This window comes from Vibrio crassostreae 9ZC13 (assembly GCF_000272045.2).
In the GTDB taxonomy this organism is placed as follows: Bacteria; Pseudomonadota; Gammaproteobacteria; order Enterobacterales; family Vibrionaceae; genus Vibrio; species Vibrio crassostreae_C.
Map to the genome: position 1 here is coordinate 782,884 of NZ_AJYZ02000041.1, position 19,187 is coordinate 802,070.

18 protein-coding genes, 1 tRNA gene and 1 other annotated feature are annotated in these 19,187 nt (G+C 45.3%); of the genes, 8 read left to right on the forward strand and 11 right to left on the reverse strand.

From position 1 onward, the window contains the following. Positions 1–102 precede the first annotated feature (102 nt). The 7 genes from trpA to A136_RS17990 all read right to left on the reverse strand — a co-directional run bounded on the left by trpA (position 103) and on the right by A136_RS17990 (position 7,228). On the reverse strand, positions 103–909 hold the full coding sequence (gene trpA, locus A136_RS17960) for a tryptophan synthase subunit alpha (protein ID WP_017063540.1): 807 nt from the start codon (positions 907–909) through the stop codon (positions 103–105). Further along, positions 909–2,099 carry a tryptophan synthase subunit beta gene (trpB, locus tag A136_RS17965; protein ID WP_017063541.1) on the reverse strand — a complete coding sequence of 397 codons (1,191 nt, stop codon included), beginning with the start codon at positions 2,097–2,099 and terminating at the stop codon, positions 909–911. Before trpB ends, trpA begins: the two co-directional genes overlap by 1 nt. 146 nt (positions 2,100–2,245) lie before the next feature. Continuing rightward, positions 2,246–3,685 (reverse strand): bifunctional indole-3-glycerol-phosphate synthase TrpC/phosphoribosylanthranilate isomerase TrpF, encoded by a 1,440-nt coding sequence (trpCF, locus tag A136_RS17970; protein WP_017063542.1) that lies wholly within the window; start codon positions 3,683–3,685, stop codon positions 2,246–2,248. A 25-nt stretch (positions 3,686–3,710) separates the two neighbouring features. Beyond that, positions 3,711–4,706: an anthranilate phosphoribosyltransferase gene (gene trpD, locus A136_RS17975; RefSeq protein WP_017063543.1), complete on the reverse strand. Its 996-nt coding sequence runs from the start codon at positions 4,704–4,706 to the stop codon at positions 3,711–3,713. A gap of 9 nt (positions 4,707–4,715) precedes the next feature. After that, positions 4,716–5,324, reverse strand: coding sequence for an aminodeoxychorismate/anthranilate synthase component II (locus tag A136_RS17980; RefSeq protein WP_017063544.1), 609 nt, complete (start codon positions 5,322–5,324; stop codon positions 4,716–4,718). A 2-nt stretch (positions 5,325–5,326) separates the two neighbouring features. Continuing rightward, the gene (locus A136_RS17985) at positions 5,327–6,916 is read right to left on the reverse strand and encodes an anthranilate synthase component 1 (RefSeq protein ID WP_017063545.1); all 1,590 of its coding nucleotides are present in this window, start codon (positions 6,914–6,916) and stop codon (positions 5,327–5,329) included. A gap of 125 nt (positions 6,917–7,041) precedes the next feature. Further along, positions 7,042–7,156, reverse strand: a sequence feature (Trp leader region). Then, entirely contained in the window at positions 7,103–7,228 is a 126-nt protein-coding gene (locus A136_RS17990) for a trp operon leader peptide (protein WP_009848753.1), read from the reverse strand. It overlaps the preceding feature by 54 nt. Before the next feature lie 120 nt (positions 7,229–7,348). Between A136_RS17990 and rnm the strand changes: the two genes are divergently transcribed. The 3 genes from rnm to rluB all read left to right on the forward strand — a co-directional run bounded on the left by rnm (position 7,349) and on the right by rluB (position 10,080). Next, on the forward strand, positions 7,349–8,203 hold the full coding sequence (gene rnm, locus A136_RS17995) for an RNase RNM (RefSeq protein ID WP_017063546.1): 855 nt from the start codon (positions 7,349–7,351) through the stop codon (positions 8,201–8,203). A 62-nt stretch (positions 8,204–8,265) separates the two neighbouring features. Continuing rightward, positions 8,266–8,886, forward strand: a complete 621-nt coding sequence (locus A136_RS18000; RefSeq protein ID WP_009848751.1) for an L-threonylcarbamoyladenylate synthase — start codon at positions 8,266–8,268, stop codon at positions 8,884–8,886. A gap of 159 nt (positions 8,887–9,045) precedes the next feature. Next, positions 9,046–10,080, forward strand: coding sequence for a 23S rRNA pseudouridine(2605) synthase RluB (rluB, locus tag A136_RS18005; protein WP_017055112.1), 1,035 nt, complete (start codon positions 9,046–9,048; stop codon positions 10,078–10,080). A gap of 260 nt (positions 10,081–10,340) precedes the next feature. Here rluB and A136_RS18010 read toward each other — a convergent pair whose 3' ends face one another. The 3 genes from A136_RS18010 to efpL form a co-directional block, all read right to left on the reverse strand. Further along, the gene (locus A136_RS18010; RefSeq protein ID WP_017061495.1) at positions 10,341–10,823 is read right to left on the reverse strand and encodes an RNA methyltransferase; all 483 of its coding nucleotides are present in this window, start codon (positions 10,821–10,823) and stop codon (positions 10,341–10,343) included. Positions 10,824–10,970: 147 nt separating this feature from the next. Further along, positions 10,971–11,300, reverse strand: a complete 330-nt coding sequence (locus A136_RS18015; protein ID WP_004741258.1) for an HI1450 family dsDNA-mimic protein — start codon at positions 11,298–11,300, stop codon at positions 10,971–10,973. A gap of 10 nt (positions 11,301–11,310) precedes the next feature. After that, positions 11,311–11,880, reverse strand: a complete 570-nt coding sequence (efpL, locus tag A136_RS18020; protein WP_017055115.1) for an elongation factor P-like protein EfpL — start codon at positions 11,878–11,880, stop codon at positions 11,311–11,313. A gap of 137 nt (positions 11,881–12,017) precedes the next feature. On the opposite strand from efpL, the gene A136_RS18025 reads away from it, so the two are divergent. Next, positions 12,018–12,785 (forward strand): hypothetical protein, encoded by a 768-nt coding sequence (locus A136_RS18025; protein WP_017061494.1) that lies wholly within the window; start codon positions 12,018–12,020, stop codon positions 12,783–12,785. A 93-nt stretch (positions 12,786–12,878) separates the two neighbouring features. Here the strand turns inward: A136_RS18025 and A136_RS18030 are convergent, their stop codons facing one another. Then, entirely contained in the window at positions 12,879–15,242 is a 2,364-nt protein-coding gene (locus A136_RS18030; RefSeq protein WP_017063547.1) for a DNA polymerase II, read from the reverse strand. A gap of 426 nt (positions 15,243–15,668) precedes the next feature. Here A136_RS18030 and uvrY point away from each other — a divergent pair, with 426 nt between their 5' ends. From uvrY to A136_RS18050, 4 genes are all read left to right on the forward strand, one after another. Further along, entirely contained in the window at positions 15,669–16,313 is a 645-nt protein-coding gene (gene uvrY, locus A136_RS18035; RefSeq protein WP_004729778.1) for a UvrY/SirA/GacA family response regulator transcription factor, read from the forward strand. A 15-nt stretch (positions 16,314–16,328) separates the two neighbouring features. Continuing rightward, on the forward strand, positions 16,329–18,161 hold the full coding sequence (gene uvrC / locus A136_RS18040; protein ID WP_029235144.1) for an excinuclease ABC subunit UvrC: 1,833 nt from the start codon (positions 16,329–16,331) through the stop codon (positions 18,159–18,161). A gap of 46 nt (positions 18,162–18,207) precedes the next feature. Then, positions 18,208–18,765, forward strand: a complete 558-nt coding sequence (gene pgsA / locus A136_RS18045; protein ID WP_017061490.1) for a CDP-diacylglycerol--glycerol-3-phosphate 3-phosphatidyltransferase — start codon at positions 18,208–18,210, stop codon at positions 18,763–18,765. A gap of 266 nt (positions 18,766–19,031) precedes the next feature. Continuing rightward, positions 19,032–19,105: transfer RNA gene (locus A136_RS18050), tRNA-Cys, on the forward strand. Positions 19,106–19,187 lie beyond the last annotated feature (82 nt).

A 19,187-nucleotide genomic window follows, 5' to 3' on the forward strand; every position in this document is an offset into this window, starting at 1 on the left:
GGTGTTGTTTTTATCAGAAATTTAACAATTGAGAGGGTTTGGACGTGTTCTCGGAGAAAAACTCCCACAGCGCAAATTATCGCACTAGTGGGAGCCTATTTATTATTTTTGCGTTGCCGCTTTCATTGGTGTAACAAACTCAGCAAGTGCTTTAAGCATTGCTTCTGGTTGTTCAACGTTGTTTTCAATGATTTTCACAACTGCTGAGCCAGAGATAGCACCAGCAGCGCCAGCTACAATTGCTTCTTTCACTTGTTCAGGAGCCGAGATACCGAAACCAAGCAGTGCTGGTGGCGCATCAAACTTGTTCAAACGGTCAAGTAGGGCTGTCACAGGCATGTTTGCTTTGGTTTCTGCACCCGTTACGCCAGCACGAGAAAGTAGGTAAGTGTAACCACCACCTAGCTCAGAAACCGATTGAAGCGTCTCATCACTTGCTGTTGGTGGAGCAATAAATATTGGGTGAATACCAAACTTCTTAGCTGCAGCAACAAACTCGCCACTCTCGTTGGTTGGTACATCAGCAATCAATACTGAATCGATACCTGCATTCGCACAACGCTCGTAGAAGTTCTCGATACCACGTGCGTACACCAAGTTTGCGTACATCAGTAGGCCGATTGGCAGATCTGGGTATTTAGCACGAATTTGACCAATAAGATCAAAACACACATCTGGCGTTACTTTTGAATCTAACGCACGAATGTTTGCACCTTGGATTGTCGGGCCATCTGCAAGCGGATCTGAGAATGGAATACCAAGTTCAAGTGCATCAGCACCCGCTTCAACGAGTGTTTCCATGATCTTAAGAGACTGCTGAGGGTTAGGATCGCCAACCGTTACGAATGGTACAAATGCGCCCTGATTCTTTTCAGCTAAGCGAGTGAAGAGTGATTGATAGCGATCCATTATAATGCTCCTTTCTCTTTAAGAATGTCGTGTACAGAGAAGATGTCTTTATCACCACGACCAGATAGATTAACCACTAATAGCTGTTCTTTCTCTGGGTCATCGTGAGCCATTTTAACAGCATGAGCCAAAGCATGAGATGACTCTAGCGCTGCGATAATACCTTCTTTACGTGCAATCAATTGGAACGCTTCTAGCGCTTCGTCGTCGGTCACGTTGTCGTATTCAGCACGGCCAATAGCATTTAGGTGCGCGTGTTGAGGACCAACTGATGGGAAGTCTAGACCCGCAGATACAGAGTAAGACTCTTCTACTTGGCCGTTCTCATCTTGCATCAGTGGCGCTTTCATGCCGAAGAAGATACCGGTTTTACCGTGCTTAAGCGGCGCGCCGTGTTGGTCGGTATCAATACCTTTACCAGCCGGCTCTACACCGATTAGGCGAACAGTTTCTTCTTCAATGAAATCCGCAAACATACCGATAGCGTTCGAACCACCGCCGACACAAGCGATAACCGCATCAGGAAGGCGACCTTCACGAGCTAGAATTTGGTTCTTCGTTTCTTCACCAATCATGCGTTGGAAATCACGAACAATCGTTGGGAATGGGTGAGGACCCGCTGCAGTACCCAATAGGTAGTGCGCGTCTTCATAAGTTGCAGACCAGTCACGTAGTGCTTCGTTACACGCATCTTTTAGCGTTGAAGAGCCAGAATGAACAGGGATAACCTCTGCGCCCATTAGCTTCATACGGAACACGTTCGGGCTTTGACGTTCAACGTCTTTTGCACCCATGTATACACGACACTTAAGACCTAGTAGAGCACACGCTAGAGCCGTTGCCACACCGTGTTGGCCTGCCCCAGTTTCAGCGATGATTTCCTGCTTACCCATACGTTTTGCTAGCAATGCCTGACCAAGAACTTGGTTTGTCTTGTGAGCACCGCCGTGAAGTAGATCTTCACGCTTTAGGTACAGTTTGGTTTTTGTACCTTTTGTTAGGTTGCGTGCTAGCGTTAGCGCCGTTGGACGACCAGCGTACTCTTGAAGAAGCGTCATGAATTCGCTGCGGAACTCAGGATCGGCTTGTGCATCGATAAATGCTTGTTCAAGTTGGTCTAGTGCTGGCACTAGGATCTGCGGTACGTATTGACCACCGTATTCACCAAAGTAGGCATCGAGTTTAGCCATTGTGTTATTCCTTCAATTCTATTGGAGTGTCTTCACACCAAGTCATTTAATCTTGTTTGAGCTTCGCAAAGGCAAAGCTCACTAATTAGTTTTTTGATTCTGTTTTCTAGCTTCTAAGCTCTAGATTTCAAGTTTTAGAAATCGGACTAGTAATTACGAATCGCTGCAAAAGCGCGTTGCAGCTTGTCTGCGTCTTTTTTGCCTGGAGCAGATTCAACACCAGAGTTTAGGTCTAATCCTAAGCAACCCAACTTAGCCGCTTGGTTAGCATTTTCTGGGGTTAGACCACCCGCCAACATGATTGCGCTTTGGTTGTTGATTAGGTTCCAATCGAACACTTGGCCTGTGCCACCAGTTTGAGAACCCACTTTAGTATCTAGCAGGTGACGAGTCACGTTGCTTTCCAGTAATTCTGGTAGCGAGCTCTCAGCATCGGGAGAAACACCGTAAGCTTTCCAAATCTCAACGCTTTCAGGTAGTGACTGTTTTAGCTCATCGACAAACGCTTGAGACTCATCACCGTGCAATTGCACAGCGAACAGGCCTAGCTCAGAAACCGTTTTCGCAACGTCAGTAACGCTGTGGTTTTGGAACACACCCACGTAGTTCAAAGGTGCGCCGCTCATAGTCAAACGAGCCGCTTCGATATCCACATGACGCTTAGATGCTTCAACGAATATCAGACCACCGAATACCGCACCAGCTTGATAAGCCTTTGCTGCATCGTCAGAGTGAGTTAAACCACACACCTTGTTTTCACCCAGTGTTACTTTGCGTACCGCAAGCTCGAGGTTCTTCTCTGCCATTAGAGAGCTACCGATTAGGAAGCCATCTGCAAACGTTGAAAGGTCACGAACTTGTTGATGTGTGTAGATGCCAGACTCTGAAATCACAACTGCGTTTGGAGCCAGTTCGCGAATCAGCGGCGCCAACTCTTTAGTACGGTTCAAATCAGTCGAAAGGTCACGAAGATTACGGTTGTTAATGCCGATCACCTTAGCGTTTAGAGCGACTGCACGGTGAAGCTCTTCTTCGTTGCTGACTTCGGTCAATACACCCATGTTGAGTGAGTGAGCGACTTCCGCCAGCGCTTTGTACTCTTCGTCATCTAATACCGATAGCATTAACAAGATAGCATCAGCTGAGTAATGACGAGCTAGATACACTTGGTAGGTATCAACCATGAAGTCTTTACACAGGATAGGCTGCTTAGCAATGCTGCGAACTTTAGGTAAAAACTCAAAGTCACCTTGGAAGTACTTCTCGTCTGTCAGCACAGAAATCGCGTTTGCGTGGTTGTTGTAAACAGAAGCAATGTAGTCGAGGTCAAACTCGTCACGGATTAAACCTTTTGACGGAGAGGCCTTTTTACATTCAGTGATGAAAACCGTTTGTTCTCCGCTCAGAGCGTCATAAAAGCTGCGGTCTGTTGCAGTTAGTGACGCTTTAAACTCGTCTAATGGTTGAGTCTGCTTACGTGCTTCAACCCATTGGTATTTATCACGAACGATTTTTGCTAATACTTCCGCCATTTCAGCTTCTTTGACTGAAACGTGGGTCGACAGTTTATCGGTAGTCTGTGTCATGTTCTTTGTCTCGATTCGTCGTTCGTTAGGCGTGTGCAGCAAGCTTTTGTACAAGCTCGTATGCTTTGCCAGAGTTCATCGCGTCAATTGCTTGCTGTGCGTTGGCTTTTAGGTCTTCGTGACCAAACAGACGCATCAGTAGAGCAACGTTGACTGCCACTGCGCCAACTTGACCATCAGTGCCTTTACCCGTCAGGATATCGGTTGTGATGGCTTTGTTCTCTTCTGGCTCGCCGCCCTTGATTGCTTCAAGAGGGTGAGTGTTCAAACCAAAGTCTGCTGGTGTCACTGTGTATTCGTGAATTGTGCCATCTTTGATTTCAGCAACCATGGTTTCGCCGTGAATCGCTACTTCATCAAGGCCGCTACCGTGAACAACCGCCGCGCGCTTCATGCCCATTTGCAGCATGGTTTCTGCGATAGGGCGTACCAGCTCTTTGCTGTAAACACCCATTAGCTCGATGTTAGGGCGAGCAGGGTTAATCAGTGGGCCAAGAATATTGAAGATAGTGCGCGTTTTCATTGTTTGACGAACCGGCATCGCGTGACGTACACCAACGTGATATTGCGGAGCAAATAGGAATGCTACGCCAAGTTCATCAACAGCCGTACGTGTGTCTTCAGCTGTCATCGCTAGGTTGATACCGAACGAATCCAGTAAGTCAGAAGAGCCTGATTTGCTCGATACGCTGCGGTTACCGTGCTTCGCGACTTTTAAGCCACACGCTGCGGCAACAAATGCAGAAGTCGTCGAGATATTGATGGTGTTGTGACCGTCGCCACCTGTACCTACGATGTCTGCGAAATCGTAATCAGGGCGCGGGAACGGGTTTGCATTCGCAAGTAGTGCTTTTGCTGCGCCTGCAATTTCATCGGGCGTTTCGCCTTTGATTTTCAGTGCAGTTAGCGCAGAAGCCATCAAGATTGGGTCTAGTTCACCCTTGATGATCACATCAAATAACTGTTGGCTTTCTTCTTGAGTAAGAGACTGCTGTTCGTAAAGTTTATTAATCTGTTCCATGATCGTTTCCTATTTTCCAGTCTTTTCAAGGCGAAGAGGTTTCTCAAGAGCCCATTCGATAGCGTTTGCTAGAAGCGTTGCACCGTAGGTCGTCATAATTGATTCAGGGTGGAATTGGAATCCACACACCTTGTCTTGTTCTTGAACCACAGACATCACCAAATCATCTACTTCAGCGGTCACCGTTAGGCTATCAGATACATGCGTTGCCACTAAAGAGTGGTAGCGAGCGATAGCCAATGGCGAAGGTAAGCCTTGGTAAGTCGCATGGTTTTGGTGTTCCATCATCGACACCTTACCATGAATGATTTCGCCAGCGCCTGCAACGGTGCCGCCATAGGCTTCAACAATCGCTTGGTGGCCTAAGCAAATACCAATCATTGGCACTTTACCTTTTAGAAGCTGAATCAGCTCTGGCATACAGCCCGCATCTGCTGGAGCGCCAGGGCCTGGTGAAAGCAGTGCAACAGGGTTGTCTAGTTCGTTGATCGCCGCTTCAACTACTTTTGCAGGAATGTTGTTACGGTAAATTTTTACGCTGTGACCTAATGAACGAAATTGGTCTACAAGGTTGTAAGTGAACGAGTCGAAGTTATCGATGAATACAATATCAGCCATGATTACGACTCCTTCTTATTTGTTAGGTTCTTAGTATGAGCTGCTTGAATCGCTGAGATAACCGCTTGTGCCTTGCCGCGAGTTTCATCGGCTTCTGCTTGTGGGTCTGAGTCAAATACGACCCCAGCGCCTGCTTGTACTTGTGCCACGCCATCTTCAACGTAAGCAGAGCGAATTACGATACAAGTATCTAGAGTCCCTTCACCAGTTAGATAACCGACTGCACCACCGTAGCTACCACGACGCGTTTTTTCTACGTCTCGAATAAGCTGCATTGCGCGGATTTTTGGTGCGCCCGTTAGCGTGCCCATGTTCATACAAGCTTGGTAAGCGTGCAGAGCATCTAAGTCTTCACGGAGCTGACCAACAACACGAGAAACCAAGTGCATTACATGGCTGTAGCGGTCTACTTTCAGTAAGTCTGCTACGTGGCGAGTGCCAGCTTCGGCAATACGTGCCACATCGTTACGCGCTAGGTCAACTAGCATCATGTGCTCGGCGTTTTCTTTCTTGTCGGTACGCAGTTCAAGCTCGATACGGCTGTCTAGGTCGAAATCGATTTGACCGTCAGGGCGCTTACCACGACGACGAGTACCAGCAATCGGGTAGATCTCGATTTGGTTGGTTTCTGTCTCGTATTTCAGCGCGCTTTCTGGAGATGCACCGAACAGAGTAAACAGCTCGTCTTGCATGTAGAACATGTAAGGGCTTGGGTTGCTTTGTTTGAGTTCTTTATAAGCCGCCAGTGGGGCAGGGCAAGGTAGAGTGAAGCGGCGTGAAGGTACCACTTGGAATACATCGCCTTTAACTACGTACTCTTTTAAATCACGAACCGTTTGGCAGAAGTCTTCATCTGAAACGCTAGGTACAGCTTCAACGTTGTCTAACGGCGTTACTTCAGTGATGGCTTTCAGGGACTGACACTGAGTTTGAATGTCGGCTAGACGGTCAGTTAATTGCGCTTTGATGTTGTCATCTTGAGCAAATAAGCTCGCGTGAAGTAGGCCTTCGTTCTCTTGGTGATCGAAACGCAATAGTGTTTCAGCTACGTAGAATACAAAGTCAGGACAATTGTTGGTTGCTTCAGCATCACCTAGTGGCTCAAAGTTTGCCACGATGTCGTAAGCGAATAAGCCCGCCATGAATAATGCGTGTTTGTTATCCGCGTCTTGCTCAAAGCTGTGCTGAACCAAACGCAGTGCATCGAATGAAGAGGCTTCTCTTAAACGTGAGTCTTCGTCTAATTCGTTGCTTGGTTCGATAAAAGTCAGCGTCAAAACGTTATCAGTAAGGTCAGATTTAATTTCTGCTTTCACGTTTTGGGTGAGATGTTCGATAAGCGCTTGACCGTTTTCAGTCAATGCTTGAAAGGTTACTTCATGTCCGCGACATACGATGCGAACAGCAGAGTCGATAAGGAGTAGGCTTGTCAGGTTCTGTTTAGATTCAATCTCGGCAGATTCCAACAAAAGACTATCAGTTTTGTTTTCACACAAAGTATGAAAAACGCTGGTTGGATCTTGCGAGTAAGGAACTGAGGAATTGATGACCTCAATGGTTCCCAGCTTTTTGATTTCAATGGCCTTGTTCACAAGACCTCCTTTATGATTCTTTAAATTTCCTGCCGTACATAGTCGCATAAAGATACCTTTCACCCAATCTAGAATATGGTCAATTCGATGATTTGTTAGTCAGTTGAATGTGAGTTGTTCGACAAATTAAAAAGCCCGCTATTAAAGCGGGCTTAGTGATAACTTTTTTATAAACAAACTGTTTAACTAGAAGTACACGTTAGCCCACCAAGAACTTGTCCAAGTGCGCCACCAATTAAGCTCTGAACTTGCTTCTACTGAAGAAAGTTCTAAAACTTTATCTTTATGGTTTTGGTTAAATTCTTGTAACATGGTGAACCTATCAAATGTGATACTTCGTATTTGTGTACTAGTTAACTAGTTTTCTGCTTGCGGGTCAAGTGTGTTGACACAAATATAACGATAAAAATTGAAAACAATGAAAAAGAATATATGAGAATTGATCTACATAGTCATACAACAGCCTCAGATGGCCGACTTACTCCACCTGAGCTAATTGACCGAGCGCTTGGCTTTAACATCGAAGCGCTAGCGATTACAGATCATGACACGACTGATGGGCTTGCTGAAGCACGCAACTATATTGCTGATAACAATCTTCCTATTCAGCTGATCAACGGCATTGAGATTTCGACTGTTTGGCAAAACAAAGATATCCATATTGTTGGGTTAAACGTTGATCCTGAGTCACCAGAACTCAAAGCGCTCATTGAACAACAGAAGCAACACCGTATTGGGCGTGCTGAGATGATCGCTCACCGTCTTGAGAAAGCGACTCGTGAAGGGGTGTTAGAAGAAGTTAAATTGATTGCGGGTGATGCACCAATCACTCGCGCTCACTTTGCTAAGTGGCTAGTCGACAATGGCTATGCGAAAACTATGCAGCAGGTGTTTAAAAAGTTTCTTACTCGTAATAACCCAGGTTATGTGCCGCCAACTTGGTGTTCAATGAGTGATGCTGTCACGGCTATTCATGCTGCTGGTGGACAAGCCGTACTCGCTCACCCTGGGCGATATGGACTTACAGCCAAGTGGGTTAAGCGCCTGCTAGCGGCATTTGTTGAAGCGAAAGGGGATGCGATGGAAGTCGCTCAACCTCAGCAAGCGCAACAAGAAAGACGCACACTCGCGGATTATGCTATACAATACAAACTATTAGCCTCCCAAGGCAGTGATTTCCATTACCCATCTCCGTGGATGGAACTTGGACGCAATCTCTGGCTACCTTCTGGGGTCGAAGAAGTATGGAAAGATTGGGAGTTTCAAACGGTTTCACCATCTGAATAGTCTTTAGGTGAGCCAGCTCCTTCTGATGATAGAGTCGAGAGATTCGATAACGAGGATCAACAATGAGCCAGTTTTTTTATGTACACCCAGATAACCCACAAGCACGCTTAATTACTCAAGCGGTTGCGATTATTCGCAATGGCGGCGTTGTGGTTTATCCAACAGATTCCGGTTATGCGCTGGGCTGTCAGCTTGAAAACAAACAAGCACTTGAACGTATCTGTAAAATTCGTCGCATCGATGACAAGCACAATTTCACCTTGTTATGCCGTGATCTTTCTGAGTTATCACTGTATGCACGCGTTGATAACGTGGCTTTCCGTCTACTGAAAGCACATACACCAGGTGCTTACACGTTTATCTTTAAAGCAACCAAAGAAGTGCCAAAGCGTTTGATGAACGCCAAGCGTAAAACGATTGGTATTCGTGTCCCAGACAACAAGATTGCACTCGACCTTTTGGAAGCGATGGGTGAACCATTAATGTCGACGTCTCTGATTCTGCCGGGTAACGAGACTACAGAGTCGGATCCAGAAGAAATTCGTGACAGCCTAGAGCATGCGGTTGATGTGATTTTGAATGGCGGTTACTTAGGTGAGCAACCGACGACCGTTATTGACTTCAGTGACGATGATGCCGTGGTTCTACGTCGTGGTGCTGGCGATCCTGCGCCGTTTGAATAATCGCTTTACTGATTAACAGTCTGTAACGATACAGCAAACCTGCCACAGTAAATAACAAGTGCTTTTTGGCAGGTTATTTGCGATAATACGCGACCGCGATTTGGTCGTGAAAAATTCATTCGACGTCTGTGAAGACGACAATTAGGTAGAAAAGAGTAAATGAGCGAAAAATTACAGAAGGTTTTAGCGCGAGCTGGTCACGGTTCTCGTCGTGAACTAGAAGGTTTAATCAAATCTGGTCGTGTAAGTGTTAACGGTCAAGTTGCGAAACTGGGCGAGCGTCTTGAAGACGAGAACTCAGTGATCCGTATCGATGGCCATACTGTTTCAGGCAAGGCTTCTGAAGAAGTGGTTTGTCGTGTACTTGCTTACTACAAACCTGAAGGTGAGCTTTGTACTCGTCACGACCCTGAAGGCCGCCGTACTGTTTTCGATCGTCTACCTAAGATCCGTGGTTCTCGTTGGATTTCAGTTGGTCGTCTTGATGCAAACACATCAGGCCTTTTGCTTTTCACTACTGATGGTGAGCTTGCAAACCGTCTGATGCACCCAAGCCGTCAGGTTGAGCGTGAGTACCTAGTACGTGTATTCGGTGAAGTGACTGAGCAAAAAGTTAAAAACGTTACTCGTGGTGTACAACTAGAAGACGGCATGGCTCGTTTTGAAGATGTTGTTTACGCTGGTGGTGAAGGTATGAACCATACTTTCTACGTAGCGATTAACGAAGGTCGTAACCGTGAAGTTCGTCGTCTTTGGGAATCTCAAGAAACGACAGTAAGCCGCCTGAAACGTGTACGTTACGGTGATATCTACCTTGATAAGAAACTGCCTCGTGGCGGTTGGAAAGAGCTAGATCTTCAAGAAGTTAACTACCTGCGTGAGCTTGTTGAGCTTAAGCCTGAGAAAGAGACACTGTTGGATCTTGATCCTTCAAACACTTCTCGTAAGCGTGAGCGTTCTCGTAGCCAAAAAATTCGTCGTGCTGTTAAACGTCACGAAGAGCGTGCAAACGCACCAAAAGGCCGTAGCAACCAAACTAAGCGTAAGAAGCCTGCAACTCGCGGTACTACAACACCTGATTCAGGTCGTAGCGCTCCAGCTGCAAACAAAGGCAAACCTCAGGCTAACAAAAGTAAGCCTAAACTGAACAACGGTCGTCCGGCTAAACCAGCTAAGCCAAGAACACGTCAGTAATTACGTAATTTCTTACGCGTAAAGCTTCATTAGCTGAAAGCACTGAATACTAAAAAACCTGCTCATTGAGCAGGTTTTTTTACGTCTGGAGAAATAGCAGATGCGGGATGCGAGTAACCGAGTATCGAAAACATGCTGCCATAAGTGACAGTAAGCGAGCTTTTCGCATCTCTTATCTCGTGTAGGCGCATCTATAATCTGCTCGTATCTCGTATCTCGTATCTCGTATCTCGTATCTCGTATCTCGTATCTCGTTTCTTTTACTTATGATTCGAAAAGTTATCGCCTTTCGCCAGTCGGTCGTAAAGCACAACATTCACTGATGCCGCTAGATTCATACAGCCGTTGGTCGGAACGTAAATCGTCTCACGACAGAAATCTGTGATTTCTTTCTTTAGCGTGCCATCTTCTGGGCCAAAAATGTAAAACGCACGTGGTGGGTGCTTGTAATCAGGTAGAGGCTTAGCACCTTCAATCAGATCAACAGCAACCGGCACGCAGCCTACTGGAATAATATCTTTCAGCTCTTCAACACCAATCAAAGGCAGGGCTAAGTGCTTTTCTTTGGTATCGGTATGGAATTTTCGCGCATGGTCGTAGCGTGTGCCAGTGTAAAACACAGAGTTGGCGCCGTAGCAGCCAGCTGCTCGCATCACTGAGCCTACGTTTTCTGGCGTCTTTGGGTTAACTAGGCCAATGCAGGCATAGCCTTTTGATTGTGTGTCTGTTTTTGCTTTGGTCATAATCAGTGAATCTAACGTTGATGATGAAAGTGATGAATCACGATGGAAAATAGCGTGATAAAAATAGCCGAGCAATGGGCTCGGCTAACTTTTAACTCGCTTACATGAATACTTGTTTACTCATGCAGATGAGCGTCAACAGCGGTATTAGTCGCGTTTCCACAGCATGTGACAGAACTTATGTTCTGGATCACGGCTGATTAACATGCGAGCAAATACGTCGTCTAGAACGTCATCAGCTTCATTCACAAGACCAATGCGCACTTCAGCGTAGATCTCTTTGTCGACTTCAAAGCCAACATGTTCAACCCAATCATCGCCAGTTTCAACAAGCTCTGCTGCGCCACGATCTTCAAACTGAGCAGTGAAAAGAATCACGTCTGCAGGCTCTAGGTTGTCAGGTGCCATCTCTAGGAAGATGTCGTATGCAGTGTCAATTGCGTCGTCATAAGACATTAGGTCGTTAGCTTCGGTCATAATAAGTATCTTAGCTTGCGCGGTTCATGTATTTACGTTCAGCAGTGTTTACTACTACTTTGTCGCCAGTCGCGATGTATTCAGGTACTTGAATAGTAAGACCTGTAGAAAGACGAGCAGGCTTAGTACGAGCAGACGCTGATGCACCTTTGATTGAAGGATCAGTCTCTTCGATAACTAGTTCAACAGATGTTGGTAGCTCAAGCGTTGCAGCGTTGCCGTCGATAAGGATCGCGTACATGCCTTGAGTTTCTTCGTTGATGAACAGTAGTTCGTCTTCGATAGTCTCACCGTTGAAGATGAATTGTGTGTAATCTTCGTTGTCCATGAAGATGTACTCGTTGCCATCAACGTAAGAGAACATTACTGCACGCTTAGTTACGTCAATAGTTTCAACAATTTCGTCAGCCTTGTGGCGAACTTCAGTTTTAACGCCAGTTGCTACATCGTTACCACGGAAGCGGTAAATCTTTTGGCCGCCACGGCCGCCTGGTGTTGTTACTTCGATATCTTTAACGATCACTGTTTTGCTTTCTACTGTGATAGCAAAACCTTTTTTAATTTCACTTGCTCTAGGCATTTTGTGTTTGTCCTTAGTGGGTCTATCCGCTGATTATATCTCGGAGATGCTATAAATAGGAATAGCTTGAATCATAAAGTCACCTAGGCGATCATAGAGTTATAGTTAAATCATTATTTTATTTACCGAAACGACCTATGCAGCTACCCGTTATTGACCCAACACAGCCTTTTCAACCTGAATTTCAACCTGTGGTTAACGATCTGATTACCTTTCTAAAAGGTGGGTTAGGATCTAATCTGCACAGTATTTATATTTATGGCAGTGTGGCTCGTAAGCAAGCCGTCTTCGGTCGCTCCAATCTAGATGTGGTTGTGGTGACCCATCGACCGTTTCCTGACCAACGAACCACTTTGTTGAACACCATCAAATGGCGTTTCCAAAAGAGCTTCCCGCAGGTAACTCAAGTGGCGATAAAAACTACCTTAGTGAGTGAGATAGTCGATTTCGACAATATCTTCACTTGGGGTTTTATGCTCAAGCATTTAGCCGTGTGTGTGCATGGTGAAGACTTATCAGACTGCTATGGTGATTTTGAAACAAGTTGGGAAATCGCTAAGCACTGGAATATGGATGCGGAAAACTGGTTGGCGGTGTATCGCAACAAGATCGCACGAGCGACAACGCCAGAACAACAAGTCGCTGCGCAGGTGATTATTGCCAAGAAGCTTCTACGGGCGAGTTACTCACTGGTGATGTACCGCGATAAATATTGGTACGATGATCCTGTTGAATGTGGCCAACAGTTCTTGAAGTATCACCCAGATCGAGAAGTCGAAATCCAAAGGTTGGGCATTTTACTTTCTGGTCGACCAATCCCTAAACGTTCGGTGATCGGTATTCTTGATGGCTTTGGTGAGTGGTTGATTAAGCAGTATCAGAAAACCGAGTTCAGAATCGGATAGAGATTTATAACCGATCCATTGATACTAAAAAGCAGAGTGTGCTGAAGAACATATCTCTGCTTTTTTCGTTTTAAGAGCATATTGAATATAGTGCTAGAACAAACCCAACTGCTGCCCACTAACTCTTTCAAAGTCTAAACCGATGAAGGGCAGTATTGCCTCTGCGACCGGTTTAATCTGCTTGTCGATATAGTGCTGATAATCGATACCACTCTTTAAATACTCCTTGGGCTCAGGGCCACTCAGAGTAATCAAATACTCAATGCGTCCTTTATTTTGGTATTGAAGAGGGCGCCCTAACTGAGCATTGATCTCATCGGCCATACGAGCTGCGCGAACCTGCGGCGGAATGTTCTTTTGGTATTCATGTAATTTGCGGCGTAAGCGCTTTTGATACACCAATAAATCATCATGTTTGCCAGCAGAGGTTTCATCAACAAACTGTCTGACGTAGTCGGTTGGATCTTGATCGTGAAACACCATCTCATACAAGGTTTGTTGGAATTGCTGTGCGAGAGGTGTCCAATCGGTGCGTGCACTCTCAAGCCCTTTAAATATGATCTTTTCTTTATCGCCTTGAGTGATTAATCCGGCATAACGTTTCTTCGAGCCGGTTTCTGAATCTCTAATGGTCGGCATTAGAAACTTGCGATAGTGAGTCTCGTATTCCAATTCGAGTATTGAGGTTAGGTTGTGGGTCTCTTTTAAGTGATTCGTCCACCAATCGTTGATGTAAGCGACCAGTGTGTTCCCGATCTCGTCTGCTTTTTGCTGATCATAACTGCCGTTCAGAGACACGAAGGTTGAATCGGTATCGCCGTAAATCACTTGATAGCCTTTGTCTTCGATCAGAACCTTGGTTTGCTTCATGATCTCATGTCCACGCATGGTAATTGAAGACGCTAACCGGGTATCGAAGAAACGACAACCAGACGAACCTAACACACCATAGAATGAGTTCATGATGATCTTAATCGCCTGAGAGAACGCTTTCTCGTTGTTCTTCTTCGCCACATCACGTGCAGCCCAAAGGTTTTCGATCATCTCGGGCAAGAAGTGTTTAGAGCGGTGGAATTGCCCACCTCGAAAGCCATCAACGGCTTGGTTTTCTGCTGGGCCTAGTTCAAGCTTCAACCCTTCAATTAGTCCCATAGGGTCAATCAGAAACGAGCGAATGATCGATGGATACAGGCTCTTAAAATCGAGTACCAAAACCGAGTCGTACAGATTGGGAATTGAATCCATCACATAACCGCCGGGGCTCGCAATCCAATTCTCTGGCTCTAAGTTCGGTGCGACATAACCCGCTCTGTGGATTTGAGGCAGATATAAGTTAGTAAAGGCCGCAACAGAGCCACCAACGCGATCCAGCTCAACACCGGTTAATCGAGAGCGCTCAATCGCGAAGTCGAGTAGGTGAGTGTGCTCGAAGATGCTGTTTACCAGTACGCAGTCTTGAAGGTTGTACTTAGCGAGTGAGGGTTTATCGAACTTAAACATTCGGTTTATCTCATCCATACGGTCATGAACGTTATGGATGTCTTTGCCTTCCCCAAGCAGCTCTTGCGATACCGACTCAAGAGACCAAGAACGGAAGTGGTAGGTCGCTGTCTTGAGCATATCAATACCATCCAAGACAACGCGCCCCGGAATCGTGATAAAACCTTGCTGATTTTGAGCAGAACTGCGGAAAAAGCTCGGTTGGTTGTCTCTGCCGATGTTGAGCTTCACTTCGTTCCATTCTGAACGTTTGTGCAGCAGCCTAAAATCGAAGTCGATAACATTCCAACCAATGATGATGTCAGGATCAAACTCCGAGAACCAAGCTATCATCGCTTCAAGCAGCACTTTTTCGTTGACAACCCATTGGATGTTGGTTTCAGCTTGTTGTGGTTCGCCGACCATGATGACTCGGCTGTCCATCGGGCTGTCTAAGCCAATGGAATAAAGCACGCCTTTTTCTGAGCATTCAATATCAAGTGACACTACTGACAAGTTAGGTAAGTAATCACCTGCTCGGCATTTTGCGTTTGAGACTCGACGATGCTGATTTTTTTGCACAGCAGATCCGGTGAACTCAATACTTCCCTTGATAAAACGTTCCATCAAGAATCGATCGGCGAGTCGAATATCGCTTTCAAAGGTTTGGATTTCTTCGTTGTGAAAGGCTTGCGCTAAACCAAAGCTGCTTCTCGACAGTGAGGTGTAACACGCGGCGAGAGGTGTTTGCTCGAATGTGGCTAATTCTAGAGGCTTAAATTGGCAATCGATCGACTCTTTCGCTGCGATTGCCTGACATGCCTCAACGTCAGATTGAGCGACAAAAAATACCGGTTTTTCATTTTGAATCGTCAGCAGAGTAGGGCCTTGAGGGGTGCTTAACCACAAGTCGATTTGTGTGCGCCCTGAAAAATCTCTTGCTTGTCTTGTGAGTACAAAGCCTTGCTGAATATCCAATGTAGTAACCTATTGAAATGGGGAATCGAATACTACCATCTAGCGACCCTCTGCGCACAAAAGGCAGTAAAAATACTAACTAAATTCTAGTTAGTAGAGGCAAATAACGGGACTCTATAAGCAAATAAGTGAAATTGTCGCGAATGGTTATTCAATGGTATTGAAAATATTTTTATCTTATGTAATTTTATTGGGTGTTGTTTTAACTGGTTGATTTTTAGAAAAAGCTTGTTGTTTTAGTTAGCTTATTTGTTAATAAGTACTTGCTAAAGTTCGTGTTTCAGCACATATTCAACAGAGCTTTTTTTTAGTAATTAAGTTAAGATGTACTCAATGCTGCGATCCACTGTTCCTTTGTTCAATTGTTTCAAACAGATGAAATGACACAGTGGTTGCAGAGCCAATTAATAGTGTGGAGATACAAGTTTGATAAATGTTTTCCTTGTAGATGATCACGAGCTGGTTCGCACAGGGATACGACGTATTATTGAAGACGTCCGTGGAATGAACGTAGCAGGGGAAGCTGAAAGCGGTGAAGATGCTGCAAAATGGTGTCGTACTAACAATACTGACGTTATTTTGATGGATATGAATATGCCTGGTATTGGTGGCTTAGAAGCAACCAAGAAGATCTTGCGTTTCAACCCTGATGTTAAAATCATCGTTTTAACTGTTCATACGGAAAATCCGTTTCCAACTAAAGTGATGCAAGCTGGAGCTGCTGGTTACCTTACTAAAGGGGCAGGTCCGGATGAAATGGTAAATGCAATTCGAGTGGTTAATAGTGGCCAACGATACATTTCACCAGAAATTGCGCAGCAGATGGCTTTGAGCCAATTCTCGCCTGCGTCTGAAAATCCATTCGCAGACTTATCTGAACGTGAACTTCAAATCATGATGATGATTACCAAAGGTCAGAAAGTGACGGATATTTCAGAACAACTCAATCTAAGTCCTAAAACAGTCAACAGTTACCGCTACCGCTTGTTCAGTAAGCTGGATATCAGTGGCGATGTAGAGCTGACGCATTTAGCGATTAGACATGGAATGTTAGACACTGAGACCCTTTAACACTGAGATCGTATAGTGACCAACTTGTTTGACTCAGTCTCATTCCTCAAGACAGTAACAGAGCAGCCCGGCGTTTATCGAATGTATAACGCCGAGGCTGCCGTTATTTATGTCGGTAAAGCTAAGAACCTCAAAAAACGCCTTTCCAGTTATTTCCGTAAAAAAGTCGACAGTGAAAAAACACGCGCTCTAGTTAGTAATATTGACAAGATCGATGTCACTGTAACGCACACGGAAACAGAAGCGCTCATTCTTGAGCACAACTACATCAAGCAGTACTTGCCTAAATACAACGTACTTTTGCGTGATGATAAGTCGTACCCTTATATTTTTATTAGCGGTCACAAGCATCCTCGTTTGTCGATGCACCGTGGTGCTAAGAAGAAAAAGGGCGAATACTTTGGTCCTTACCCTGATTCCGGCGCTGTGCGTGAGACGCTACACCTAATCCAAAAGATTTTCCCTGCCCGCCAGTGTGAAGATACGGTTTATGCCAATAGAACGCGCCCGTGTTTGATGTATCAGATTGGTCGTTGTGCTGCGCCATGTGTTAGCTCAATCATCTCTGATGAAGAGTACAGTGAACTTATCGACTACGTTCGTCTGTTCCTGCAAGGGAAAGACAAATTAGTCCTTGAGACGCTCATCGACAAAATGGACAAGGCAAGCCGTGAGCTTCGTTTTGAACAAGCTGCCGCTTTCCGTGATCAAATCCAAGCGATTCGACGTGTGCAAGAACAACAATACGTATCTGACGATTCAATGGAAGATATGGACGTGTTGGGATTTGCTCAAGAGAATGGCGTAGCGTGTATTCATATCTTGATGATTCGCCAAGGCAAGGTTTTAGGCAGTAGAAGCCATTTCCCTAAAATTCCCAACAATACGGTGCGAGAAGAGGTCTTTTCGAGCTTTTTAAGCCAATACTATCTTGCGCATAGTGAAGCGAGAACCATCCCAACCCGTTTGATTCTCAATGCCGATTTGATGGAAGATGTCACACCGATTCAAGAAGCCTTGTGTGAAGTAGCGGGTCGTAAGATTCACTTCAATACCAACCCTTCAGGTACTCGAGGTCGTTACCTTAAATTGTCTAATACCAATGCATTGACGGCTATTACCACCAAGATTAATCACAAGATGACGATTAATCAGCGCTTCAAAGAGCTCCAAGAAGTGCTGTCGATGGATGCTATCAAGCGCATGGAATGTTTTGATATCAGTCATACCATGGGTGAAAGCACGATTGCGTCGTGTGTGGTGTTCAATCAAGAAGGCCCGGTTAAACCAGAGTACCGTCGTTACAACATCACCGGCATTACAGGTGGCGATGATTATGCAGCGATGGCTCAGGCGCTTGAGAGACGTTATTCGAAGCAACTCGATATCGACAAGATCCCAGACATCATCTTTATCGATGGTGGTAAAGGTCAGCTAAACCGCGCTCATGAGATCATTTCTCAATATTGGGGTGATTGGCCGTTTAGACCAAGAATGATGGGTATTGCGAAAGGCGTGACGCGTAAACCGGGTTTAGAAACTTTGGTAACCCTTGAAGGTGAAGAGTTTAATTTACCTAGCGATGCACCAGCGCTGCATCTTATCCAGCACATTCGTGATGAGAGCCATAATCATGCGATTGCAGGGCACAGGGCGAAACGTGGTAAAACGCGCAGAACCAGTGCTTTGGAAGGAATTGAAGGGGTAGGAGCTAAACGTCGTCAAGCTTTGCTGAAATATATGGGTGGCTTACAAGAACTTAAGCGTGCAACTGTCGAAGAAATAGCCAAAGTGCCGGGCATTAGTCATTCTTTGGCAGAAAACATTTATCAAGCATTGAAACAATAGTAAAAATCCCGCACCATTAAAGCGCAATTAATAAGAGCCCAATAATATGCGTTTGAATATACCTAACATTTTGTCCTTACTGAGACTATTTTTGATCCCAGTATTCGTTGTCGTTTTCTATCTACCTTATCAATGGGCTCCTTTCGCTGCTGCGATGGTGTTTTGGGTAGCCGGTTTCACTGATTGGCTAGATGGCATGCTAGCTCGTAAGTTAGGGCAAACGTCTCGCTTCGGTGCCTTCATTGACCCTGTGGCTGACAAAGTGTTGGTCGCTACGGCTCTTATCCTGATTACAGAGCATTACCACTCTATTTGGATAACTATTCCAGCCGTGACCATGATTGCTCGTGAGATCATCATTTCAGCGCTTCGTGAATGGATGGCTGAAATCGGTAAACGCGCAAGTGTTGCGGTATCTTGGGTTGGTAAAGTCAAAACGGTTTCTCAGATGTTCGCTCTTTGGGTACTTATCTGGAGATACGACGACTGGATGGTGTGGGTAGGTTACATTGCACTGTATGTCGCCACCGTTCTTACTTATTGGTCAATGGCACAATACTTGATGGCTGCCAAAGACGATTTGTTAGACGAAAAACATCATTGATGAAGAAGCGAGCTGAGGCTCGCTTTTTTGATCTTTAACCTAAGGTTAAGTTATCAATAGTGGATATCTAATGTGATATAGATCTCCTTTGAATAACCCGCTCACAGTGTGTTTTGAACATAAAGTCAGCTATTTGGCCTGTTTCGTATGAAATCTATTCAAACGAATTAAAAATACAAAAATAATATTGACTCAATCGTCTGAATCCGTAGAATGCATCCCGTACCCAAGAGGATGGCAATGAGCGATTCGATTGGAGTTACTAAGGCGCCTTGGCAGAGTGGCTATGCAGCGGATTGCAAATCCGTGGACCTCGGTTCGACTCCGGGAGGCGCCTCCATTCTCTCTTTCTTCTAGAAAGAATTTGAATGAAAATGCGATACTAGCTCAGTTGGTAGAGCGCAACCTTGCCAAGGTTGAGG